The sequence below is a fragment of the Streptococcus mitis genome, from assembly GCF_002096815.1.
In the GTDB taxonomy this organism is placed as follows: domain Bacteria; phylum Bacillota; class Bacilli; order Lactobacillales; family Streptococcaceae; genus Streptococcus; species Streptococcus mitis_AD.
Map to the genome: position 1 here is coordinate 29,098 of NZ_NCVJ01000016.1, position 23,491 is coordinate 52,588.

24 protein-coding genes, 2 tRNA genes and 3 pseudogenes are annotated in these 23,491 nt (G+C 39.8%); 17 read left to right on the forward strand and 12 right to left on the reverse strand.

Annotation, left to right across the window (positions count from 1 at the left end; genetic code table 11):
- Positions 1–71 precede the first annotated feature (71 nt).
- The 7 genes from trpE to trpA are packed head-to-tail and all read left to right on the forward strand — an operon-like array spanning position 72 to position 6,331.
- The gene (gene trpE / locus B7696_RS01200) at positions 72–1,433 is read left to right on the forward strand and encodes an anthranilate synthase component I (protein WP_084861698.1); all 1,362 of its coding nucleotides are present in this window, start codon (positions 72–74) and stop codon (positions 1,431–1,433) included.
- Positions 1,430–1,996, forward strand: coding sequence for an aminodeoxychorismate/anthranilate synthase component II (locus tag B7696_RS01205; RefSeq protein WP_084861700.1), 567 nt, complete (start codon positions 1,430–1,432; stop codon positions 1,994–1,996). Before trpE ends, B7696_RS01205 begins: the two co-directional genes overlap by 4 nt.
- A 10-nt stretch (positions 1,997–2,006) precedes the next feature.
- Positions 2,007–3,011, forward strand: coding sequence for an anthranilate phosphoribosyltransferase (gene trpD / locus B7696_RS01210; RefSeq protein WP_004256041.1), 1,005 nt, complete (start codon positions 2,007–2,009; stop codon positions 3,009–3,011).
- The gene (gene trpC, locus B7696_RS01215; RefSeq protein WP_084861702.1) at positions 3,008–3,775 is read left to right on the forward strand and encodes an indole-3-glycerol phosphate synthase TrpC; all 768 of its coding nucleotides are present in this window, start codon (positions 3,008–3,010) and stop codon (positions 3,773–3,775) included. The genes trpD and trpC overlap by 4 nt, the downstream gene beginning before the upstream one ends.
- Positions 3,762–4,361 (forward strand): phosphoribosylanthranilate isomerase, encoded by a 600-nt coding sequence (locus B7696_RS01220; protein ID WP_084861704.1) that lies wholly within the window; start codon positions 3,762–3,764, stop codon positions 4,359–4,361. The genes trpC and B7696_RS01220 overlap by 14 nt, the downstream gene beginning before the upstream one ends.
- Positions 4,339–5,562, forward strand: coding sequence for a tryptophan synthase subunit beta (trpB, locus tag B7696_RS01225; RefSeq protein WP_084861705.1), 1,224 nt, complete (start codon positions 4,339–4,341; stop codon positions 5,560–5,562). Before B7696_RS01220 ends, trpB begins: the two co-directional genes overlap by 23 nt.
- Entirely contained in the window at positions 5,555–6,331 is a 777-nt protein-coding gene (gene trpA / locus B7696_RS01230; RefSeq protein ID WP_084861707.1) for a tryptophan synthase subunit alpha, read from the forward strand. Before trpB ends, trpA begins: the two co-directional genes overlap by 8 nt.
- On the opposite strand, the gene B7696_RS01235 is transcribed toward trpA, so the two are convergent.
- A complete protein-coding gene (locus B7696_RS01235; RefSeq protein WP_084861709.1) occupies positions 6,303–6,962 on the reverse strand; it encodes a prepilin peptidase in 660 nt (219 codons plus the stop codon). The two genes, trpA and B7696_RS01235, sit on opposite strands and share 29 nt — an antisense overlap.
- 69 nt (positions 6,963–7,031) lie before the next feature.
- On the opposite strand from B7696_RS01235, the gene B7696_RS01240 reads away from it, so the two are divergent.
- Complete coding sequence (locus B7696_RS01240; protein WP_049499338.1) at positions 7,032–7,487, forward strand: GNAT family N-acetyltransferase; 456 nt, start codon at positions 7,032–7,034, stop codon at positions 7,485–7,487.
- A gap of 41 nt (positions 7,488–7,528) precedes the next feature.
- Positions 7,529–7,798, forward strand: a pseudogene (locus tag B7696_RS01245) (transposase); the annotation flags it as partial.
- Between the two features lie 109 nt (positions 7,799–7,907).
- Here B7696_RS01245 and B7696_RS01250 read toward each other — a convergent pair.
- From B7696_RS01250 to B7696_RS01270, 5 genes and pseudogenes are all read right to left on the reverse strand, one after another.
- Complete coding sequence (locus B7696_RS01250; protein ID WP_000109960.1) at positions 7,908–8,111, reverse strand: CsbD family protein; 204 nt, start codon at positions 8,109–8,111, stop codon at positions 7,908–7,910.
- A gap of 30 nt (positions 8,112–8,141) precedes the next feature.
- Positions 8,142–8,750, reverse strand: a complete 609-nt coding sequence (locus B7696_RS01255) for an Asp23/Gls24 family envelope stress response protein (RefSeq protein ID WP_084861710.1) — start codon at positions 8,748–8,750, stop codon at positions 8,142–8,144.
- A gap of 37 nt (positions 8,751–8,787) precedes the next feature.
- Positions 8,788–8,958, reverse strand: coding sequence for a DUF2273 domain-containing protein (locus tag B7696_RS01260; RefSeq protein ID WP_000455069.1), 171 nt, complete (start codon positions 8,956–8,958; stop codon positions 8,788–8,790).
- Between the two features lie 11 nt (positions 8,959–8,969).
- Entirely contained in the window at positions 8,970–9,542 is a 573-nt protein-coding gene (gene amaP, locus B7696_RS01265) for an alkaline shock response membrane anchor protein AmaP (protein ID WP_023946078.1), read from the reverse strand.
- Between the two features lie 76 nt (positions 9,543–9,618).
- Positions 9,619–9,854 (reverse strand): annotated as a pseudogene (locus B7696_RS01270) (GlsB/YeaQ/YmgE family stress response membrane protein).
- Between the two features lie 375 nt (positions 9,855–10,229).
- Between B7696_RS01270 and mgaSpn the strand changes: the two are divergent.
- Positions 10,230–11,707 (forward strand): annotated as a pseudogene (mgaSpn, locus tag B7696_RS01275) (virulence factor transcriptional regulator MgaSpn).
- Positions 11,708–12,055: 348 nt separating this feature from the next.
- Here the strand turns inward: mgaSpn and B7696_RS01280 are convergent.
- Entirely contained in the window at positions 12,056–13,060 is a 1,005-nt protein-coding gene (locus B7696_RS01280) for an NADP-dependent oxidoreductase (RefSeq protein ID WP_084861712.1), read from the reverse strand.
- 90 nt (positions 13,061–13,150) lie between these two features.
- A complete protein-coding gene (locus B7696_RS01285) occupies positions 13,151–13,582 on the reverse strand; it encodes an Rrf2 family transcriptional regulator (protein ID WP_000379854.1) in 432 nt (143 codons plus the stop codon).
- A gap of 803 nt (positions 13,583–14,385) precedes the next feature.
- Here B7696_RS01285 and B7696_RS01290 point away from each other — a divergent pair.
- Both B7696_RS01290 and B7696_RS01295 read left to right on the forward strand, forming a co-directional pair.
- On the forward strand, positions 14,386–15,675 hold the full coding sequence (locus B7696_RS01290) for a hypothetical protein (protein WP_084861714.1): 1,290 nt from the start codon (positions 14,386–14,388) through the stop codon (positions 15,673–15,675).
- Between the two features lie 9 nt (positions 15,676–15,684).
- On the forward strand, positions 15,685–16,773 hold the full coding sequence (locus B7696_RS01295; RefSeq protein WP_004193676.1) for an AI-2E family transporter: 1,089 nt from the start codon (positions 15,685–15,687) through the stop codon (positions 16,771–16,773).
- A gap of 140 nt (positions 16,774–16,913) precedes the next feature.
- On the opposite strand, the gene B7696_RS01300 is transcribed toward B7696_RS01295, so the two are convergent.
- The 4 genes from B7696_RS01300 to B7696_RS01315 all read right to left on the reverse strand — a co-directional run bounded on the left by B7696_RS01300 (position 16,914) and on the right by B7696_RS01315 (position 19,527).
- Positions 16,914–16,986, reverse strand: a tRNA-Lys gene (locus tag B7696_RS01300).
- A gap of 62 nt (positions 16,987–17,048) precedes the next feature.
- Positions 17,049–17,564: a DUF308 domain-containing protein gene (locus B7696_RS01305; protein WP_000672739.1), complete on the reverse strand. Its 516-nt coding sequence runs from the start codon at positions 17,562–17,564 to the stop codon at positions 17,049–17,051.
- A gap of 354 nt (positions 17,565–17,918) precedes the next feature.
- Positions 17,919–17,991 (reverse strand) — tRNA-Lys (locus B7696_RS01310).
- A gap of 264 nt (positions 17,992–18,255) precedes the next feature.
- Positions 18,256–19,527 (reverse strand): replication-associated recombination protein A, encoded by a 1,272-nt coding sequence (locus tag B7696_RS01315; RefSeq protein ID WP_001113194.1) that lies wholly within the window; start codon positions 19,525–19,527, stop codon positions 18,256–18,258.
- A gap of 115 nt (positions 19,528–19,642) precedes the next feature.
- Between B7696_RS01315 and B7696_RS01320 the strand changes: the two genes are divergently transcribed.
- The 5 genes from B7696_RS01320 to prmA are packed head-to-tail and all read left to right on the forward strand — an operon-like array spanning position 19,643 to position 23,491.
- A complete protein-coding gene (locus B7696_RS01320; protein WP_084861715.1) occupies positions 19,643–20,113 on the forward strand; it encodes a DUF3013 family protein in 471 nt (156 codons plus the stop codon).
- Positions 20,114–20,131: 18 nt separating this feature from the next.
- Positions 20,132–21,199, forward strand: a complete 1,068-nt coding sequence (locus tag B7696_RS01325; protein WP_192856266.1) for a M50 family metallopeptidase — start codon at positions 20,132–20,134, stop codon at positions 21,197–21,199.
- A gap of 1 nt (position 21,200) precedes the next feature.
- Positions 21,201–21,626 (forward strand): NUDIX hydrolase, encoded by a 426-nt coding sequence (locus B7696_RS01330; protein ID WP_084861719.1) that lies wholly within the window; start codon positions 21,201–21,203, stop codon positions 21,624–21,626.
- 3 nt (positions 21,627–21,629) lie between these two features.
- Positions 21,630–22,526, forward strand: a complete 897-nt coding sequence (locus B7696_RS01335) for a GIY-YIG nuclease family protein (protein ID WP_084861721.1) — start codon at positions 21,630–21,632, stop codon at positions 22,524–22,526.
- Between the two features lie 14 nt (positions 22,527–22,540).
- Positions 22,541–23,491: a 50S ribosomal protein L11 methyltransferase gene (prmA, locus tag B7696_RS01340; protein WP_084861723.1), complete on the forward strand. Its 951-nt coding sequence runs from the start codon at positions 22,541–22,543 to the stop codon at positions 23,489–23,491.

Genomic DNA, 23,491 nt, shown 5'->3' on the forward strand with positions numbered 1-23,491 from the left:
CAAGTTATTTTGCGTGGGGATTTTTCATACAGTCGCCACGGACTAGAAGTAGAACTGAAAGGGAAATTACAATGGAACGAATCATTCATGGAGATGTCTTATCACCAATCTTGGCTTATATGCGCCTAAAGGGGCAACACAAGGTTATCTTAGAGAGTATTCCGAGAGACAAGGAAACCGCTCGTTTTTCTATCTTAGCCTATAATCCAGTTTTTGAGATTAAGTTTGAAAATGGAGTTCTTTATCAAAATGGTCAAGTGATTGATCGGGATCCCTTGGATTTCCTTTATGAAGTGACTCATAAGAACCAGCACCATTCAGACCTACCTTTTGGTGGGGGAGCCATTGGATTTGTTGGCTACGATATGATTTCGCTTTATGAAGAAATTGGTCAAATCCCTCAAGATACAATTGGGACGCCAGACATGCATTTCTTTGTCTATGAGAGTTACATGGTCTTTGACCACAAGAAGGAAAAAATTCATGTCATCGAGGATGCTCTCTATAGTGAGCGTAGTCAAGAAGACTTGGAAAAAGCCTTGAACCAAGTGCTTGAGGAATTACGCATTCCTGCTCCAAATGAATTTGAAGACTTGGATTTATCACCACTTGACTTCAAACCCCATATCGCTCCTCAAAAGTTTGAGGAAATGGTGGAAACGGCTCGTGACTTGATTCGTAATGGCGATATGTTCCAATGTGTACTCAGTCAACGTTTCTCAGCAGAAGTTACCGGAAATCCATTTGACTTCTACAGAAATCTTCGCGTGACCAATCCATCTAATTATCTCTATTTCTATGATTTTGGGGATTATCAAATCATCGGAGCTAGTCCAGAAAGTTTGGTTTCTGTCAAAAATGGCATCGTGACAACCAATCCGATTGCAGGGACACGACCAAGAGGCGCTACGGATGAAGAAGACAAGGCTTTGGCGACAGACCTGCTTTCGGATGAGAAGGAAACAGCAGAGCATCGAATGTTAGTAGACTTGGGTCGTAATGATATTGGTCGCATCTCTGAAACGGCCAGTGTCCAAGTCACCAAGTATATGGAAGTGGAGCTCTTCCGCTATGTTATGCATTTGACCAGTGTGGTCAAGGGACGTTTGCTTCCAGAACTCACTGCCATGGATGCCTTGAAAGCAACACTTCCTGCTGGAACAGTTTCAGGAGCACCAAAGATTCGAGCGATGAGACGCATCTATGAACTGGAAACGGAAAAACGGGGCGTATACGCAGGAGCAATCGGCTACTTGTCTGCGACGGGTGATATGGATTTTGCCATTGCCATCCGAACTATGATTCTCAAAAATCAAACAGCCTATGTTCAGGCTGGAGCAGGGATTGTCTACGACTCCATCGCCCAAAACGAATACCAAGAAACCATTAACAAAGCTAAATCTATGACTAGAATTGGAGAACTAAGACCATGATTTTATTGATTGACAACTATGATTCTTTTACCTATAACTTGGCGCAGTACATTGGGAATTTTGCAGAAGTTCAGGTTTTGAGAAATGATGATCCCAAGCTGTATGAAGAAGCTGAAAAAGCAGATGGTCTGGTCTTTTCTCCTGGTCCTGGTTGGCCAGTTGATGCTGGTAAGATGGAAGAAATGATTCGTGATTTTGCAGGTAAGAAGCCGATTTTAGGGATTTGTTTGGGTCACCAAGCCATTGCAGAAGTCTTTGGTGGTAAGTTAGGTTTGGCTCCAAAAGTTATGCATGGGAAACAGAGCAATATCAGCTTTGAAACGCCATCTGTTTTGTATCAAGGCATCGAGGATGGCCGTGCAGTCATGCGTTATCACAGTATTTTGATTGAAGAAATGCCAGAAGACTTTGAAGTGACAGCTCGTTCGACTGATGACCAAGCCATCATGGGGATTCAACATAAAAACCTACCGATTTATGGCTTCCAGTACCATCCAGAGAGCATTGGAACGCCAGATGGCTTGTCTTCTATTCGGAATTTTATCGAGAAGGTTGTAAAGTGAGGAAACTAGGATGAAAGAGATTATTGAAAAACTAGCAAAATTTGAAAATTTATCAGGTGTGGAAATGACGGACGTCATTGAGCGTATCGTAACTGGACGTGTAACAGAGGCACAGATTGCTTCTCTCCTTTTGGCTCTTAAGATGAAGGGGGAAACACCTGAAGAGCGCACAGCCATTGCTCAAGTCATGAGAGGACATGCCCAACACATTCCAACTGAGATTCATGATGCCATGGACAACTGTGGTACAGGTGGGGACAAGTCTTTCAGCTTTAACATCTCTACAACTGCAGCCTTTGTCTTGGCTGGTGGCGGTGTCCACATGGCCAAGCACGGTAACCGTTCGATTTCTTCTAAATCTGGCTCTGCAGATGTCCTAGAAGCCTTGGGTATCAATCTAGACCTCAAACCAGCTGAACTAGGTAAGGTCTTTGATAAAACTGGCATCGTCTTTCTCTTTGCTAAAAATATGCACCCAGCCATGAAATATATCATGCCAGCTCGTTTGGAACTAGGAATTCCAACGATTATGAACTTGACTGGTCCCCTGATTCACCCAATGGCCTTGGAAACACAGCTTCTTGGGATTAGTCGTCCAGAACTTCTAGAAAGTACAGCTCAGGTTTTGAAAAATATGGGTCGCAAACGTGCTATCGTAGTTGCTGGACCAGAAGGCTTGGATGAAGCCGGCTTGAACGGAACAACCAAAATTGCTCTTCTTGAAAATGGAGAAATTACCTTGTCAAGCTTTACTCCAGAGGATTTGGGGATGGAACGCTACGCTATCGAAGATATCCGTGGTGGCAATGCTCAGGAAAATGCAGAAATTTTGCTCAGCGTTCTTAAAAACGAACCAAGTCCATTCTTGGAAACGACAGTCTTAAATGCTGGTCTTGGTTTCTATGCTAATGGTAAGGTAGCTAGCATCAAGGAGGGAGTTGCCTTGGCCCGTCAAGTGATTGCTAGTGGCAAGGCACTTGAAAAACTCAGACTGTTACAGGAGTACCAAAAATGAGTCAGGAATTTTTAGTACGAATCTTGGAGCAGAAGGCGCGTGAGGTTGAGCAGATGGAGCTGGAGGAAATCCAGCCCCTGCGCCAGACCTATCGCTTGGCAGAATTTTTGAAGAATCATCAGGACCGTTTACAGGTAATCGCTGAAGTCAAGAAAGCTAGCCCTAGTCTGGGAGATATCAATCTAGATGTGGATATTGTGCAACAGGCCCAGACTTATGAAGCGAACGGATCAGTGATGATTTCGGTTTTGACAGATGAAGTCTTCTTTAAAGGGCATTTGGATTATCTAAAAGAGATTTCCAGTCAGGTAGAGATTCCGACGCTTAACAAGGACTTTATCATCGATGAAAAGCAAATCATCCGTGCTCGCAATGCAGGTGCGACAGTCATCCTGCTCATTGTGGCTGCCTTGTCAGAAGAACGTCTCAAGGAACTGTATGACTACGCGACAGAGCTTGGTCTGGAAGTTTTAGTGGAAACCCACAATCTAGCTGAACTAGAGGTAGCACACCGCCTTGGAGCTCAAATTATCGGGGTCAATAACCGTAACTTGACCACCTTTGAAGTTGACTTGCAGACCAGTGTAGACTTGGCTAAACATTTCAAAGATGATTGCTTGTACATTTCTGAATCTGCTATTTTCACAGGGCAGGATGCGGAACGAGTAGCTCCATACTTTAACGGAATTTTAGTAGGGACAGCTCTCATGCAGGCAGAAGATGTAGCCCAGAGAATCAAGGAGTTGCAGATTGACAAAGGTTAAGATTTGTGGACTATCGACCAAAGAAGCGGTGGAAACAGCCGTTTCAGCAGGAGCCGACTACATCGGTTTTGTCTTTGCACCTAGTAAAAGGCAGGTGACCTTGGAAGAGGCTGCTGAGCTGGCAAAGCTTATTCCTGCAGATGTCAAAAAGGTTGGTGTATTTGTTTCACCAAGTCGGGCTCAACTGCTAGAAGTCATTGACAAAGTTGGCTTGGACTTGGTTCAAGTTCACGGTCAGGTGGCGGATGATTTGTTTGAGAATTTGCCTTGTGCCAGTATTCAGGCTGTGCAGGTGGATGGAGAGGGTCATGTGCCCAATTCTCAGGCAGACTATCTACTCTTTGATGCTCCTGTGGCTGGGAGTGGCCAGACCTTTGACTGGGGTCAACTGGATACGACAGGACTAGCTCAATCCTTCTTTATCGCAGGTGGGCTTAATGAAGACAATGTCGTAAAAGCAATTCAACACTTTACTCCCTATGCAGTCGATGTATCGAGCGGAGTGGAGACAGATGGACAAAAAGATCATGAAAAGATTAGAAGATTTATAGAGAGGGTAAAGAATGGCATATCAAGAACCAAATAAAGATGGATTTTACGGAAAATTCGGCGGACGTTTTGTCCCAGAAACATTGATGACAGCAGTTTTGGAGTTGGAGAAGGCCTACCGTGAAAGTCAGGCAGACCCAAGTTTCCAGGAGGAATTGACCCAGCTCTTACGTCAGTACGTAGGTCGTGAAACTCCTCTTTACTACGCAAAAAACTTGACCCAGCATATTGGCGGAGCCAAGATTTATCTCAAACGTGAAGACCTTAACCATACAGGGGCCCACAAGATTAACAATGCCTTGGGACAAGTTCTTCTGGCTAAACGCATGGGCAAAAAGAAAATTATCGCTGAAACAGGTGCTGGTCAGCACGGTGTGGCAACTGCAACTGCTGCAGCCCTCTTTAACATGGAATGTACCATCTATATGGGTGAGGAAGATGTTAAACGCCAAGCCCTCAATGTCTTCCGCATGGAGCTTTTGGGAGCCAAGGTTGAGGCAGTGACAGATGGTTCGCGCGTGCTCAAGGATGCAGTCAATGCAGCCCTTCGTTCATGGGTAGCTAATATTGATGATACCCACTATATCCTTGGTTCTGCCTTGGGGCCTCATCCTTTCCCAGAAATCGTTCGTGACTTCCAAAGTGTCATCGGTCGAGAAGCTAAGCAACAGTATCGCGATATGACAGGTCAAGATTTGCCAGATGCCCTAGTAGCCTGTGTTGGTGGTGGTTCTAATGCTATCGGCCTCTTCCATCCCTTTGTAGAAGATGAGTCTGTAGCTATGTATGGGGCTGAAGCAGCTGGACTTGGTGTAGACACAGAGCACCACGCAGCTACCTTGACCAAGGGTCGTCCGGGTGTCCTTCACGGTTCCCTCATGGATGTGCTCCAAGATGCCCATGGTCAAATTCTTGAAGCCTTCTCTATCTCAGCAGGTTTGGACTATCCTGGTATCGGTCCAGAACATTCTCACTACCACGATATTAAACGTGCCAGCTATGTTCCTGTGACAGACGAAGAAGCCTTGGAAGGATTCCAGCTCTTGTCTCGTGTGGAAGGGATTATCCCAGCCTTAGAATCTAGCCATGCTATCTCCTTTGCGGTGAAATTGGCCAAAGAACTCGGTCCAGACAAATCCATGATAGTCTGTCTATCAGGTCGTGGTGACAAGGATGTGGTTCAAGTCAAAGACCGCTTGGAAGCAGATGCAGCAAAGAAGGGAGAAGCTCATGCCTAAGACACTAACAGAAAAATTAAATGCTATTAAAGCAGCTGGAAAAGGAATTTTCGTTCCTTATATCATGGCTGGAGACCATGAGAAAGGTTTGGCTGGACTCGCTGAAACAATCAACTTTTTAGAAGATTTGGGTGTTTCGGCTATTGAAGTCGGTATTCCCTTTTCAGATCCTGTCGCAGATGGACCTGTTATAGAAGAAGCTGGCTTGCGCAGTCTAGCCCACGGAACTTCTACTCAGGCTTTGGTTGAAACCTTGAAAACCATTCAAACAGAGATTCCACTGGTCATCATGACCTACTTCAACCCCCTCTTTCAGTACGGTGTGGAGAACTTTGTCAAAGATTTGGCAGATACAGCGGTTAAGGGCTTGATTATTCCAGACCTTCCTCATGAGCATGCCAATTTTGTAGAGCCATTTTTGGCAGATACAGACATTGCTTTGATTCCTTTAGTAAGCTTGACCACAGGGATTGAGCGCCAGAAGGAGTTGATTGAAGAGGCAGAAGGATTTGTCTATGCCGTTGCCATCAATGGGGTGACAGGAAAATCAGGAAATTACCGTGCAGATTTGGACAAGCACTTGGCACAATTGCATCAAGTAGCTGATATCCCAGTCTTGACAGGTTTTGGTGTATCAAGTCAAGACGATGTAGAACGCTTCAATGCGGTGTCAGATGGCGTGATTGTCGGTTCGAAAATCGTAAAAGCTCTCCACCAAGGAGAGCCGATTGAGGACTTTATCAAACAAGCAGTAGCTTACCAAAAATAATCGCGCAAGCAGCAAGTAAGAGGAAAGGCACGAAAGGAAGTCTTTCCTTTTTCTTTTGCAGGAGAAAGGCTAGAATTCCTGTTGCAGAAGCAAACTGAATCAAGATGAGTAGTTCGATCACACTAAAGACGAGAGCACAAGAAGCTAAAAAGAGAAAATCCCCTGCACCCATGCGGATATCGATAAAATGAGCCAAAATTCCAAGAACAAGGAGGAAGACCATGACTAGATTCCAGCCAGAGGAAGCCATGAGGATTAGGTGGAAAGTCATCCAGACCAGTAAGGGATATTCCTGATGGCGAAAGTCGTAGATGCCCAAGGTCAAACCAGCGGTGATTAGGATGACTTGTCCCAAGGAAAGTGATCCCCAAGAGTAAACCAGAAAGAGGAGACCTAAGCCTAGTTCAAAGAGGGCATACCAGACAGGATATGTAGCCTTGCAGTAGCGACAGTGAAAGCGACCAATTACTTGAGAGATAATCGGAATCAAATCTAAGGGACGCAAGCGAGTCTGACAGGAATCACAGTGACTAGCAGGTTGGATAATGGATTGCTCTGGAAAACGGTCAATGACCAAACCAAGAAAGGAAGCGAGAATGCTCCCGACAAGAAAAAAATAAAAATCAATCATACTTATCTATTCGTAAAAAATAGGAGAAGTAGTATAATGGAGAAACATAGACAAGATAGTGAGGTCGAGATGACAATTCGTTTTGAAGAAAATGTGAGCACAGAAAATGCTCAGCTCGTATGCCAATGGTCCAACTCCCTGGGGAAAGATTTTCAGGAACAATGGATGGGACCAAAGATTCCTTTTCCACTGACCCTTCAAGTCTTGCAAGAGTTGGAAGGAATCTTTTCAATCTTTGAAGGACAAGAGTTTGTGGGGGTTATCCAGAAAATCAGGCAAGAAGACAGCAATCTTCATATTGGACGCTTTTTTATCAATCCCCAGAAACAGGGACAAGGCTTAGGTAGGCAGGCTTTAAGGAAATTTGTTAGTTTGGTCTTTGAAAATGGAGACATAGGTAGTATTTCTTTAAATGTCCTCGAAGCAAATCAAGCAGCCCAGCACCTTTATCAAAAAGAAGGATTTGAAATCGTTCAAATGGTTGAAGCACCTGTACGAAAATACATCATGAAAAAGGGGAGATAGAAGCAAACAGCCTTGAAATCAATGTTGACTGCGATGATGAACCTGAATCAGCCCCTCAAAAGGGACTGTATATGAATGAACGTTACCAGTGTTTAAAAACTAAAGAATATCAGGCACTTTTATCTTCCAAGGGTAGACAAATTTCCGCTAAACGTAAGATTGATATGAAATCTGTCTTTGGGCAGATAAAGGTTTGTTTGGGTTATAAGAGATGTTATCTGAGAGGTAAGCGCCAAGTGAGAATTGACATGGGATTTGTACTCATGGTCAACAACCTGCTGAAATATAATAAGAGAAAGAGGCAAAATTAAAAAGCTAGAGTTCCGCAATTGGAAATCTCTAGCTTTTTGTTTTCTGAGAATCATCTTGACTCAAACTCTTTTGACTAATGTTACTAAAAAGATAAAGTAACTTTTAGCCTTATTTATTGTCGCCACTCAACATGTTTTTAACACCTTCGATAGCGCCTTCTACAGCGTCTTTGGCATCTTCAGCAACTTCTTTTACTTTAGAAACAACTTTTTCAGCTGTTCCTTCTTTTTCCATTTTTTCATCACCGATGGCTTTACCAACACCTTCTTTAATAGAACCTTTAGCTTGATTTAATTTTTCTTCTACTGACATGATAATTTCTCCTGTTATATTTATTTTATCTTAGTTTACACGAGTTCTTTCGTGAGATACTACACCATTTGCTGCACCTTTAACAGCTTCTACGCCTTCGCTAACTTTTTCTTGAACAGTTGAGAAACCAGATCCAAGACCAGATTTAGCTTTTTCGAATTGTTCTGAAGCGAATTCTCCTGTTGATTCAGCAACGTCAGATACGCGATCTTGAAGGCTTACTGAGTCTGCTTCATGTTGTTCTTTAGTTTTGATGTCGACAACGTTTACGTTGATTTCAACAACTTCCAAGTCAGTCATTTTAGCAACTTCTGAAGATACGATTTCTCTGATTTCTGAATATAAAGCTGGAACATTTTTTTGGTACTCAGCAATAATGTTTAAGTCAACTGCAACTTGTGTTTTACCAACTTCTACGTTAACACCACTTGTTACGTCATCGCTGTTAACGATTTTTTCTTTAAGATTTGAGAAGAAACCACCGTCGATTCCCAAAAGACCTGAAACGTTTTCTAGTGACAGACCAATGATTTTTTGGATAACTTTATCTTCGTAAGTAAGTTCCCCTTTGATTTCGTGAGCTACAGCAGTAGCATCTTTCTTTTCTACGTTAGTGTTTGTGTTTTTTTCGTTTGACATATGAAACTCCTTTAATTAAATTAGTAATTTTTATTTTTTATTTATCTATATAGTTTTTTTCGATATATAACCCAGCTGCAACTCCCAGTGCTCCTAAAATCAATACAAATATTGTTTTGAAGAAGCCAAAGGAGATAATCAAACAAGCGAGAAATACGCCTATGAGACCAGTGATAATTGGATATCGATATTGTTTAAGCCATTCCATTTTTTACTTCCTTACTTCACACGACTAACAGTCTTTTTGTTTTGAGGTTTTGGTTTAGGCTGGTAGTCTTTTACTAGAACTTCTAGTTTAACCTGACGCTCAATACCAAAAAACTGCTTCAATCCATTAGTTATTTCATTTTGAATTAGTTGGCATCTGTCAGCGATGTTGTCCGAAGGAAGAATTTTACCTTCTACATGAACGAAACATTTATTTTTTCGTAAATTTACATGAACAGTTGGGTTCTTGATCAATCCATGATCACTCACCAAACTTCTAACAAAACCTTCGATTGCAGAATTCTTTAATTTTAATGTATCGTTTTTAGTTTCAAGTTGAATTTCCAAATAACGTTTAGGATAAAACAACACAACTAACATCGATAACAAAACTAAAGTTGATAGAGCCACTATCCCCCAGAATATATATCTAGAGAGATAGAATTCAACGAAATGATTCTGTCTCCAGCTAAATAGCTGAATGCCTAGATCACTAACTTGATGATAATCTATCAAAACAGGAAGGAAAATTGTCAAGATTAAAATACAGAAAATAATTAAAAATATTTTCTTTGTTTTTGACATATACAATCCTTTCGATTTAACATTAAACTATTTTTACCCGTCTAATCTATTTAAAAATAGTTTATTTTACAAGTAATTATTTTTTACCTGTAAAGAATGATACTACAGTAACAACAATTGCTGCTCCTGCAATAGATGGGATCAAAGCCATTCCAGCGATGGATGGGCCCAACTACCTAAAAGGGATTGTCCTACAGATGACCCGACTAAACCAGCGAATACATTTGCGACGATTCCCATAGAACTACCTTTTTTAGTGATTCTACCTGCTACAAGTCCAATAAGACCTCCAGCAATGATTGACCACAATATTGCTTACCCTCCTTTTCTATTTTAATATCAAAAAATAAATCAATTCCTTTGATTATCGCTATTATATAATTTTAATATAAAATAATCAATTATTTTGATTATTATATAATTTTAATATAAAAAAATCAAATTCTTTGATTGTTGCTATTATATAATTTTTAAAATTAAAAATATAATCTTTCGACTTGAATTTGATTCTGTATTCACGCACTTAATAGACGGTAAAATAAGAAAATTGTTTATATATTGCCTCCGTAGTGTTATTATACGAGATAAAGGATCTTAGTAAAAGTCGTTATAGCATGCTATACCTATTCATTGTGGTATAATTGCAAGAGGTGAAATCCGATAATTTATAAAAAGAGAAAGACATTCATGAGAGATTTATTATCTAAAAAAGTCATAGGCAATTAGAATTATTAGAATTATTATTTGAACATAAACGATGGTTTCATCGTTCTGAACTAGCAGAGTTATTAAATTGTACAGAACGTGTAGTCAAAGATGATCTATCCCATGTTAAATCTGCTTTTCCTGACTTGATTTTTCATTCTTCGACTAATGGTATACGCATTATTAATACCGATGATAGTGATATTGAAATGGTTTACCATCATTTCTTTAAGCATTCAACTCATTTTTCGATTTTAGAATTTATCTCTTTTAATGAAGGTTGTCAAGCTGAAAGTATTTGTAAAGAATTCTATATCAGTTCATCTTCGCTCTATCGTATTATTAGCCAAATCAATAAAGTGATTAAAAGGCAATTTCAATTTGAAATCAGTCTGACTCCTGTTCGAATCATTGGAAATGAGAGAGACATTCGTTACTTTTTTGCATAATATTTTTCAGAAAAATATTATTTCCTAGAATGGCTATTTGAAAATTTTTCATCAGAGCCCCTATCTCAATTGTTAGAATTGGTTTATAAGGAAACAAGCTTTCCAATGAATTTGTCAACTCATAGAATGTTAAAGCTGCTCCTGGTTATTAATTTATATCGAATAAAGTTTGGTCATTTTATGGAAATAGAGAAAGATTCTTTTAACGACCAAAGTTTGGATTTTTTAATGCAGTCGGAAGGAATAGAAGGTGCTGCTCAGAGTTTTGAATCAGAATACAATATCTCTTTAGATGAGGAAGTTGTTTGCCAATTATTTGTGTCTTACTTTCAAAAAATGTTTTTCATAGATGAAAGTTTCTTTATGAAATGCGTAAAAAAGGATAGTTATGTTGAAAAATCTTACCATCTATTGAGTGATTTTATTGATCAGATTTCAGTCAAGTATCAGATTGAGATTGAGAATAAGGATAATCTGATTTGGCATCTGCATAATACCGCACATCTGTATCGTCAAGAGTTGTCCACTGAGTTTATTTTATTTGATCAAAAAGGGAATACAATCAGGAATTTTCAAAATATTTTTCCTAAATTTGTTTCAGATGTAAAAAAAGAGCTTTCTCATTATTTAGAGACTCTTGAGGTTTGTTCTAGTTCAATGATGGTAAATCATATATCTTATACCTTCATCACTCATACCAAACATTTGGTGCTTAATTTACTACAAAATCAGCCAAAGCTGAAGGTTCTGGTTATGAGCAATTTTGATCAGTATCATGCCAAATCCGTTGCAGAGACACTTTCTTATTATTGCAGCAACAATTTTGAACTTGAAGTTTGGACTGAATTAGAATTATCAAAGGAATCTTTAGAAGAATCGCCTTATGATATCATCATTTCTAATTTTATTATTCCTCCGATTGAGAATAAGAGACTGATCTATTCAAATAATATAAACACGGTCTCACTCATATCTTTGTTAAATGCCATGATGTTTATTCGATTAGATTAGTGAGTGAAAGAAGACTCCATCCATCTCTAGGGTAGATTTCCTATAGATAGGTGGAGTCTTTTTGAATATTAAAAAAGCTTCATATGATTTATCATGAGAATTGAAAAATACTCATTAAATAGAATCATATGAAACAGTTCATTTTTATCATTAGCAGAGTTACTAGTTCCATTCATTTGTATGCTAGTCAATGACGAAGAGGTCCTCATTACTTGTAACCTCGGTGACATAGTATGCTAGGCATGACAAACCTTGCTGACGTTTGGTTAGCCCTTTTTCGGAACACTTATTCACTGCCAAGTGACGAATTGATTTTTTGTAGTAATATATGACATTGTGTTTTCCTTTTTATTTTTTAAAGCTGAGGACTGTTTTTCCACGTGAGCGACCATTAGCGACCTTGTCTAAGGCGCTATTTACCTCTTCAAATGGATAGACTGTATCGATAGAGGGTTTGATTTCTAATTTACTAAAGAGGTCAGCTACCTCTTGTAATTGAGCGCCATTGCTTTCTACAAAGATAAAATGGTAGTGGACGCCGTATTTGTCAGCCATCTTATCAAATTTGCGACCTGCTAAGCCAAGAATAATCTGTTTCCATTTTGGTAGATTCATGCGTTTGGCAAAGGCACCGTTTGGCATGGCACGAAGGGAAACAAGATGACCACCTTTTTTCATGATAGACATTTGTTTTTCAGTTTCAGCTCCACCGAGAGTATCGAGGACATAATCCACCTGGCTAACAGTTTTTGTATAATCCTCTGTTTTGTAATCGATAAATCTATCTGCTCCTAGTTTCAAGACACGCTCAGCACTATCTCCAGAACCGTTGGTAATGACCTTCAAACCTTTGGCCTTGGCAATCGGAATGGCCATGCCACCGACACCTCCAGTACCACCAGAAATAAAGATCGTTTTCCCAGCTTGAGCGCCCATGAGGTCAAGAGCCTGCATGATAGTCAAGGCAGTCAAAGGTACAGTAGCAGCTTCCTCGTCTGATAGATAGTCTGGAACCTTGGCTAAGGCTTGGCTATCGACAGCTAGGTATTCTGCAAAGGCGCCGATATGATCAAGTGGCAGACGGCCAAAGACACGGTCTCCTATCTGAAAGTTGTCAACTTGCTTGCCAATGCTTTCAACGATCCCACCGACCTCGTTACCTGCAGTTTGAGGAAGTTTGTAAGGAACAATCATCTTGACCTCACCACGAGAGATCATGTTATCGAGAGGATTAACACCGGCTGCGGTGACTTTCACCAATACTTGTTTGTCTGTAATACTTGGTTTAGCGATTTCTGTGATGTTCAGTGTGATATTGTTTTTGTTATAAGTAGTGTGTTGTGCGGCTTTCATGTGATTTCTCTTTTCTTTTTCTATATGATTTTATACCTGTATCTGATACAAGTATATGTTATTTCCAGTAAAAACTGACTTGTTATCAAATCAGTTTCGGACTTGTTTAGCTTGTTTATATAGATTGTCAATGACATCTTCTAAAGTTTGATTTGCTAATTCCTTCTCTAATTGAGATTCGGCACTAGCGAAAAGCGGTGAAACTGCTCCTTGGATATGTTTTCCAACAGGGCAATCAGGATTGCTATTTTGATGAACAGGGAATAAACTAATGTGATTGATTTCTTGAGTAGCATAGTAGATCTCTAGTAAAGTCATTTTCTTTGGAGACTTACTGAGTTGATAACCTGTTTTTCCTTGCTGGGAATGAATCAAATCTGCATTTTTCAATAAGGCAATCACTTTTCGAATGTAACTAGCGTTAGTCCCAACACTAATAGCTAGTGCTTGAGAACTTAAGGTTTCCTTGCTTTCACTAATCATTGTTAAGATATGCAAAGCAACTGAGAATTTTGTATCCATATGAATCCCTCTCTTAATAAACTTGTATCAGATACAAGAACAAGTATAACATAAATTAAAAGAAAAGCAAGTCTTTTGTTTTAAATTTTAAAAAATTTTGAGTGCAATCAGATTAGAGCTGTCTGGGAAGGGTGTTCATAAAATTATACCGTTGATATCCATTAGTTGACCAAAAGTAGAACAGATACACAAAAAAGCCTTGTAAATCAAGGCTTTTTCCTGTTGTATTTAGATGCCCCCTACAGGGATTTGGAAAGGACTTTCATATTGAGAGCAATTAAAAATATTGAAATATAAGTGATTTTAGGTATTTTCAATGTCATGATTTAAAAATGGGACAAAAGTGGGGCAAAAACCATACAGATTCTAAACTGTATGGTTCTTTTTTTATCTAACCAAGAAAGGTTAAAACTTATTAAAACAAATGCAATCAACTGTTGAAAACTTTTTAGTCCGTGTAATATAAAAACAAGTAAAAAGTTGAACTATAGGGAATATTGTGTCATAATAGGTAATAGATGAATAATTAATAGATTGGAAATAATGCTTTCTTACCTTAACAAGTTGAATTGGTTATACATTTTTTCGTCGCAATTGTGTCTATCTCTCGAGTTTAGCTAGTTTTTATAAGCTCTGGTTTCTAATCAATATAACAAATTTTAGAAGTGCATAAGACAAGATGGTGACATTACTACAGTCATTTCTAGTCACCATATGTTGCTGGCACAGGCTGTTTGTAGTGTTGGCTATTTACTAGTCAGTTTAATCGGAGTGTTTAATTTTTATTGTTGAAAGGTTTTTATATGGAAAAAATTCTATCTTTAGGTCTGACAGGTAGGAAATTACTTGCTCAGGGTTTCTTATTTGTTCTGCTAGGTCTTATCTTGATGGTTACGGGGACTTGGTTGCCAGTAACGGTTATTCGACTGGTTCTGTTTTTAGCTTGGATAGCAACGGTCTTAGATTTAGTATTACGTATTTTCAAAAAAAGTCAGTCAACGGACACCTTGGGAGTTGCACTGGTTAAATTGTTAGTGCTGGGATATTTGCTTGGCTCCAATTTTGCGACGGATGTGCCGATTTATATTTTGGCTCTTGTGATTGGAGTTTATCAGATTTTTCATGCTACTATCAACCTTGTCACCTATGTTCTCTACCGCAAAAACAAAATTCGACCTCGTTTTCGTCTCTTACTAGATGGACTCGTACTAGTTTTTCTTGGTGGGACTAGTCTTTTGTCCTCTACAGGAAATTCTGTCTTTCAACTCTTTGTATTAGGGGCTTATTTTTTCCTTTATGGTGTGTCCAATATCCGTGACGGTTTCTTGTTTGAGGAGGAAATTGGGAAAAACCATCTCAAACGTCGTGTAAGAATGAGCTTACCTATTGTCCTAGCCGCTCTCATCCCTGCAAGTACTTTAGCAAAAATCAATAAATTCATGCAGGAAAATGCTGATGAGAGAGAGGATATCCATCTTGGAATGGTGAAGTCTGGTAAGACAGCGGAGCTTGAAATTTTTGTTCATACAGCTGAGACCTCTCTGTTTTCGGCAATTGGTCATGTGGATATCTGCTATCAAGGCCGTGTTATTTCTTATGGCAACTATGATCCGTCTTCTGAGACCTTATTTGGCATGGTAGGAGATGGTGTCTTATATTTCTGTGATCGTGACAAGTACATTGACCTATGTAAACGTGAGAGTCAAAAAACGCTTTTTGGTTATGGGATAGATTTGACGCCTGAAATGGAAAAAGCAGTTCAGAAAAAGTTGGCTGAATTGAAACAACTGACGATTCCATGGGAGCCAAGTGCAGATAAAATCATGACAGGTGATGGTAAGGAAGACTACACCTACGCTTATAAAATCAGACATGAGACAGATGGGGAACTTTATAAATTTATCAAATCTAAGTTTAAATCCTACTTTGTCTTATCTACAAACTGTGTGCTCTTGGCTGATACCATAGTCGGTCAGGCTGGCACCGATATCCTCTCACCCAAAGGATTTATCGCTCCAGGAACTTACCAAGCCTACCTTAATCGAGAGTTTGAAAAACCAAATAGTATAGTCGTATCTAAACATGTTTATTAAGGAGAATTTATGAACTTAGTAAAAAAATACACCCCGTTAATCCTTTTTATAGGGCTGGTTGCTCTTGTAATTCTGAATGCATCGAGCTTTATATCAGGAGCAATCTCTCTCTTTGATGTAATATCAACCTTGATTTATGGTGCTGTTATTGCTTTTGTGCTTAATGTTCCTATGAAAAAAATTGAACAGTACTTAGTTAAATTGAAGGTAAAGGCAGAGTTGCGTCGTCCGATTGCCATGGTACTTGTTTTCCTAGCTCTTATCTTAATCGTGATTGCTCTTTTGGTTTTGGTGCTGCCAACCCTAGCCCAGACTATTAGTCAGCTGGGAACAGTCCTTTCAACAGTCCTTACTCAACTTGGGAAATTGCTAGGCAGCTCGGAATTTGTAACCAAAGACATGTTGTCAACTATCGTATCAGGCATACAGGGACAATCTAGTTCTATTAGCCAAGCTTTGATAGGTTTTTTATCAGGTCTGACTAGTAATATCGGCAATATTTTTTCAAGTTTGATGAATGCCTTTTTGATTATAGTCTTCACCTTTTTATTTTTATCCAGTAAGGAACATTTGGCAGCGATGACGAGTCGACTTCTAAAAGTTTTTCTTCCAGAGAAGGTGGTGATAAAGTTGACTTACATTGGACAAGTAGCACTAGAGACTTATGACCAATTTTTGATGAGTCAGCTGATTGAAGCAGTTATCATAGGAGTTATGATAGCGGTTGGTTACAGCGTGTTTGGGATACCCTATGGAGTAATGACAGGTATCTTTGCAGGAGTGCTATCGTTCATTCCTTATGTAGGGCCTATGATTGCTTGTGTTGTGGGAGCGATTTTTATCTTCACAGTGAGTCCTACTCAAGCCTTACTTTCTCTTCTTCTATATCAAGTTATACAGCTGATTGAAGGAAACCTTATTTATCCTAGAGTTGTAGGTCAGTCTATTGGTTTGCCAGCTATTTTCACGCTTGCGGCTGCTAGTATTGGAGGGAATCTTTTCGGACTACTTGGAATGATATTCTTTACCCCCGTATTTGCTGTTATCTATCGACTGGTTAAAGAATTTGTCGTTGCAAAGGAAAATCAGGTAGATTAAGAAAAACTAAATTTAATAAGATATACTGAGAAGAGAGTGAGAGATTCTCTTCTCTTTTATTTTTAAATACTTTTCTACAAAAAGCTATTAGACGTTAAAAAAAGCCTTGGTTTCAAGGCTTATTTCTGTTGATTTAGATGTGCCCCCTGCAGGGCTCGAACCTGCGCCCCATAGCTTAAGAGTCTACTGCTCTACCAACTGAGCTAAGGAGGCAACAGAAAAAGCTGAGAATGTAACTTCCCAGCTATTTTAATATGCCCAAAATGGCAGCTAGATTATTTACGAAAGGCATCAAGGATATAGGTGAAACCAACAATTAAAAATGCAAAGGCAACGACATAAACGACAAAGACACTTGTAGCTACTGGATTGAACAAAATCACTAGACCTAGTAAAAATGCAAGCAACGCTATCCACATGATATGGTTGCCAATAATAGGGAAAATCAATCCCAGACGATTGCCTTTAAAGAAAGCTATAATGGCTTCTACAATTAACCAAATTCCTAAAATAGTTGGAATGACAACTGGCAGCGTCACAAAGCCATAGGCAACGAGGTAAAGAGCTAAGAGAAGATTAACAATCCCTTGGAAAAGATGAGCTGGTGAGCGAAGCTCTTTTGGTACAGAGAAATAGCCTAAAATAGCTGCTATAGAAGAAACCAGTAAACCAAATGCAATCCACCAGCTGTAAGCAACAAGATTAGCTACTGGGTTTGTAAATAGGAAAAGTCCTAAAAGGACAAAAACAACTCCTGCAAGGAATAGCAGTAAACGATTAGAAAATTTCATTTCAATACCCTCTATATAGTATAGTATAGTTTGATAATAAAAATATTATACACCTTTTTAGAGGAAATGTCAATAAACAAAATGGAAAATTTGGAAGTTTCAGTCTGATTTATGAAAAGAAAATCAGTTTTTATTATTTTGAAAATAAAAAGAGAAGATAAAATTTGTCTTCTCTACATGAAAATATTGTATGGCATCAAAGCAAAAGTAACTGGCTTTACACTATTTGTAAAGATGTAATTTGATTCAAAAAGAAAAGATAGATTTAAAATGTGGGACAAATGATGGGGTAAATCAGTTATAGACAAGCAAAAAAAGCCTTGATTTACAAGGCTTTTTCCTGTTGTATTTAGATGCCCCCTACAGGGATCGAACCTGTGACCCACGGATTAAGAGTCCGCTGCTCTGCCAGCTGAGCTAAGGAGGCAAAGAAAAAAGCTGTATTGGTGCCGAAACTTCACGGTTTGTATTGAACCCGCGCAATTAAGCAGGTGGGCAACTCGCTCTAACTGAAGCTGTTTCCGTGTGAGACGGCCTACATGCTGTTAGAAGACTTTTGTTTCCCTAATAATACAAAAAATAGTCGGTCAACACTTAAGTGTGAAGTCGTACACCACAGCGTTTCTATGTTTATATAATACCACTTTTTCAAAAAAAATCAAGAGGAAAGTGCAATTTTTTGAAAAGGATTTCAGATTTTTCGCAAACGGTCGATAGCTTCCTTTCTTTGAGCCAAAGCCCGTTCATATTTACCAGTATCTTCTGCTTGGAAATAGTGATGATTACGAATTTTTTCTGGTAGATAGTCTTGCTTGACCCAATTTCCAGGATAGTTGTGTGGATAGAGATAGTCTTGGGCATTCCCCAGTTCCTTGCTTCCACTGTAGTGCCCATCACGCAGGTGTCGCGGAATAGGCAAGTGCCCTGATGTTTTGAGGTCGGCAAGAGCCTTATTCATAGCTACATAGGCTGAGTTGGATTTTGGAGAAAGGGCCAAATCAATGACGACATTGGCAATGAGAATGCGGGCTTCTGGGAACCCAATCTTTTGGGCAGCATCCAGAGCAGTCACGGTGTGAATCTGAGCTTCAGGATTGGCTAAGCCGATATCTTCATAGGCGATAACAGTCAAGCGACGAGCGAGACTTGGCAAATCACCAGCCTCAATCAAGCGGGCAGCATAGTGGAGACTGGCATCCACATCTGAGCCACGGATAGACTTTTGCAGGGCTGAGAGAACATCATAGTGGCCATCTCCATCCTTATCCATAGTGATGTAGCTCTGCTGCAGGCTATTTTCCATGATGTCGAGGGTGATGTGGCGGATGCCCTTATCATTCTCAGGGGTAGAGAGAGCTGCCAAATCCAGTGAGTTGAAGGCAGAGCGAAGGTCTCCGTTTGTAGAGGTAGCAATAAAATCCAGCGCATCTTCATCTAGTTCTACTGGAAAATCAAAACCACGCTCAGGGTTACTTAGAGCTATCTGCAGGGCCTCCTTGACGTCTTGGTTAGACAGAGGTTCCAACTCAAAAATTTGAACACGGCTACGAATGGCAGGAGTGACAGAGAAGAAAGGATTTTCAGTCGTAGCGCCAATCATGATGACCAGACCACTTTCCAAGAGAGGTAAGAGGAAGTCTTGCTTGGTTTTATCTAGTCTATGAATCTCGTCTAGCAATAGGACGAGACCACCAGAGAATTTAGCCTCTTCCGCAATTTCTTGCAGTCGTTTTTTACTATCAACTGTCGCATTGAAAGTTCGAAAGGCATACTTGGTCGTTCCTGCGATGGCAGAGGCAATACTGGTTTTGCCGATTCCCGGAGGGCCATAGAGAATCATGGAGGACAGGCGATTGGCTTCCACCATGCGGCGGATAATTTTTCCAGGTCCGACCAGATGCTCCTGACCGATGACCTGGTCGATGGTTTTAGGGCGCATGCGAAGCGCGAGATTGTCTGGCATAGCAGTCCTTTCTAACGTGGATTTTCTGATACATATGTGGTAAGATGGTAGTATCTATTTTAGCATATTTCCGAGTAATCGGGGCGATTAAAGAGTCGCATAGAAAGAGGTCAAAATGGCAACATACGGATTTTTAGATGTTTTAGAGGAAGAGTTGGAGAAGAACTTTCCCTTTGACTTTGAGATTAGTTGGGACAAGCGTAATCACGCAGTTGAAGTGAGTTTTTTGTTAGAAGCGCAAAATGCTGCAGGCGTGGAGATGGTGGATGAAGACGGAGAGGTTTCGTCAGATGACATTCTCTTTGAAGAAGCAGTGCTTTTTTACAATCCTGCTAAGTCAACCGTCAATGAAGAAGATTATCTGACTGTCATCCCTTACCTGCCTAAAAAAGGTTTTTCTCGTGAGTTTTTAGCTTATTTTGCTCTTTTCCTTAAAGATACTGCTGAGGTTGGGCTAGATGCACTTATGGACTTTTTGGAAGACTCAGAAGCAGAAGAATTTGTCATGGAATGGAACCAAGAAGTCTTTGAAGAAGGAAAAGTTGGATTGGAAGAGGGAGAATTTTATCCTTATCCGAGATATTAGGAGTTGGTTGGAGATTTTATGAAGAAAATTGGGATTTATTTGGTTTATGTGCTAGCTGTTGTCTTTATTATGCTAGCTTTTGCTTGTGGAACCATCGCATTTGCAGAGTTGGGCTATTCTGCATTATTAGTTTTTAGTTTTGGTTATGCTTTTGCTTTTCTAAGCATGTATGTAATCTTGATTCTTCATGAGCTTGGTCATGCATTTTGTGGTTATCTGACAGGCTATCGTCTGGTGGCTTTTGGATTAGGGAACTTTCTTTTAACCAAAAAGTCAGGAAGGCTTCATCTTAGTCGAACAGCAGTTATAAAAAATGTTGGTGCTCAGTATATTGGATTGAAAGAAGATGAAAGCGATCAAAGAATCATCCTGATGCTTTCAGGAGGCTTGATGGTTCATCTCAGCTTGATATTATTGGCGATAGTGTTTGGATTTTTGACAAGAAGCTGGTATTTTGCAGGGACTTGGATTTTTCTTAATTTGTCTTTCTTCCTAAATAACATTTTGCCAGTCGGCATCACCGATGGAGCGAAAATTTGGGAATTGCTACAACAACCTGAAAATACCAAATACGCCTACCTAATGTTGAGGCATTCTGCCCAGACCTTGCTAGCTCCTCAAGAATATGATTTAAAAGACTTTATCATGTCTGTTGATGAGGATGTGAGAGGAAGTTTTGCAGAAAGTGTTCGGACTCTTCAGGGATTGGTATTCATATTGGATGATAATATAGAGCTTGCAAAGCAACAGTTTCAGTCTGTGTTAGAGAAAACAGATAATCCAATGTCTAAAACTAGTTCTCAATTATACCTTCTTCAAGTTGCTCTGATGGAAGGAGATAATAAGAATGCGGAAGAATATGCAAGTATTCGAGGGGTCAAATCCTTTTTATCTATAAAAACAGCAGATATGCAGGTCATTCAAGCTTGGTATCAATTTAAAGTAAAGAAAGATGTAGTTCAAACTCACAAGGCTATGAAGCTTGCTAGACAGAAAATGAATAGCAGCCGGATGTTACGGGATGAGAAAAGCTATTATGAAAACTGGTTAGCCGAGCTGGAAAAGGAATTAACCGAAGGAGTCTAATATGGAAATAGAGATTTCTGATTTCACAGGCTGTAAGATTGCTTTGTTTTGTGGGGATAAGCTTTTGACTATCTTACGCGATGATAAGGCAAGCATTCCCTGGCCCAATATGTGGGAACTGCCCGGTGGGGGACGAGAGGGGGATGAAAGTCCTTTTGAGTGCGTGGCGCGTGAAGTTTATGAAGAACTGGGAATTCATCTGACTGAGGATTATCTGCTTTGGAGTAAGGTTTATCCAAGTATGCTTTTTGCGGATAAACAATCTGTATTTTTAGTCGGCCAGTTGACACAGGATCAGTTTGACAGTATCACCTTTGGAGATGAAGGACAGAGCTATCAGCTCATGAATGTCGAGGAATTTCTTAGTTCCAGTCAAGTTGTCCCTCAGTTGCAGGATAGAGTGAGAGATTATATGGAGGAAGTTTGATAAATGGCGAAGCGTAGCAAAAATATCAATATGTTTCTCATGGATGGTGAAGTGACTGGAAAAATCAAATGTACTTTGTCAAATTGGACGGGAGTGATTTACAAAATACCTCGTATTCAGTTGGGAGATTTAAAGTCGCGTGATGAAATGAAACAAAGTGGTATTTATTTCTTATTTGGTCGAGATGAAGATAAACAGAAAGATGTGACCTATATTGGTCAGGCGACAACTCGGAAAAATGGTGAAGGGGTATTGTTGCGAATTCAAGAGCATACCCGTGATAGTCATGCAGATTATTTTAATGATGTCATCATTCTAACAACTCAAAATAATTCTTTCGGTCCAACAGAAATTAGCTATTTGGAAAATAAATTTACTCAACTTGCTAAAGAAGCTGGTCGCTACATTGTGAAAAATGGGAATGATCCAAATCCTGGTAATGTAACTGAGGAAAAGGAATCTGAACTGGATGAAATTGTTGAAAATACGCTAATGATTATTGGAACTTTAGGTTATCGTGTTTTTGTTCCAATGACAAAGAAAGTTAGTCAAGATCTGACTGATAATCATTCAACTTATCTTTATTTAAAGCGTAAAACTAAGAAATCTAACAAAGTAATAGAAGCAACTTGTGAACGGACAACTGAAGGTTTTGTTGTTTTAGAAGGAAGTCAAGTAGAAATAAAGGATTCTCCATACCTTCCAGCAAGTTTAAAAGAAATGCGTCAGAATTTAATAGCTTCTCGGGTCATTCAAGATGGAGTGTTAAAAGAAAAACAACTCTTTTCTAGCCCTTCTTATGCAGCGGCTTTTTTGCTGGGTATGCAAACGAACGGTCGAACTGATTGGAAAGACCAGGATGGAAGAACTTTAAAAGAATTGGAAGAATTAATAGATTGATAAGGAAAAATTAAATGGAAACATGGCAAGAGTTAAAAGTAACGGTTAAGCGTGAGGGGGAGGAGTTGGTTTCCAACCTCTTGATTGAGCTGGGAGCTCAAGGAGTCGCAATCGAAGACAGTATGGACTATGTGGGAAATGTGGATCGTTTTGGTGAAATTTTTCCAGAGGTTGAGCAACAAGAAGAAATCGTGGTAACAGCCTACTATCCTGATACGATTGATGTGGCAGTGGTTGAAGCAGATTTGCAGGCTCGCCTGGCAGAATTGACAGACTTTATGGATTTGGGTGAGGTCAAGATGGGGACGACTGCCTTGGCTGAGGAAGACTGGGCAGATAACTGGAAGAAATACTACGAACCAGCTCGAATTACTCATGACTTGACTATAGTGCCGTCTTGGACAGACTATGAGGCGACTGCGGGAGAAAAGATTATCAAGCTGGATCCTGGTATGGCCTTCGGGACAGGAACCCATCCAACTACTAAGATGAGCCTTTTTGCCTTGGAGCAGGTTCTTCGTGGTGGCGAAACGGTGCTGGATGTGGGGACTGGTTCAGGTGTCCTCTCTATCGCCAGCTCGCTTCTTGGTGCCAAGGAAATTTTCGCCTATGACCTGGATGATGTGGCAGTTCGAGTGGCTCAGGAAAATATTGAGCTCAACCCTGGCATGGAAAACATCCATGTAGCAGCAGGAGATTTGCTTAAGGGAGTTGAGATTGAGGCAGATGTGATTGTAGCTAATATCTTGGCGGATATCCTCGTTCATCTGACGGATGATGCTTATCGCTTGGTCAAGGATGAAGGCTACCTCATCATGAGTGGCATTATCAAGGACAAGTGGGATATGGTGCGCGAGTCGGCTGAGTCAGCTGGATTTTTCCTTGAAACCCACATGGTTCAAGGGGAATGGAATGCCTGTGTCTTTAAGAAAACCAAGGATATTTCCGGTGTGATTGGAGGCTAG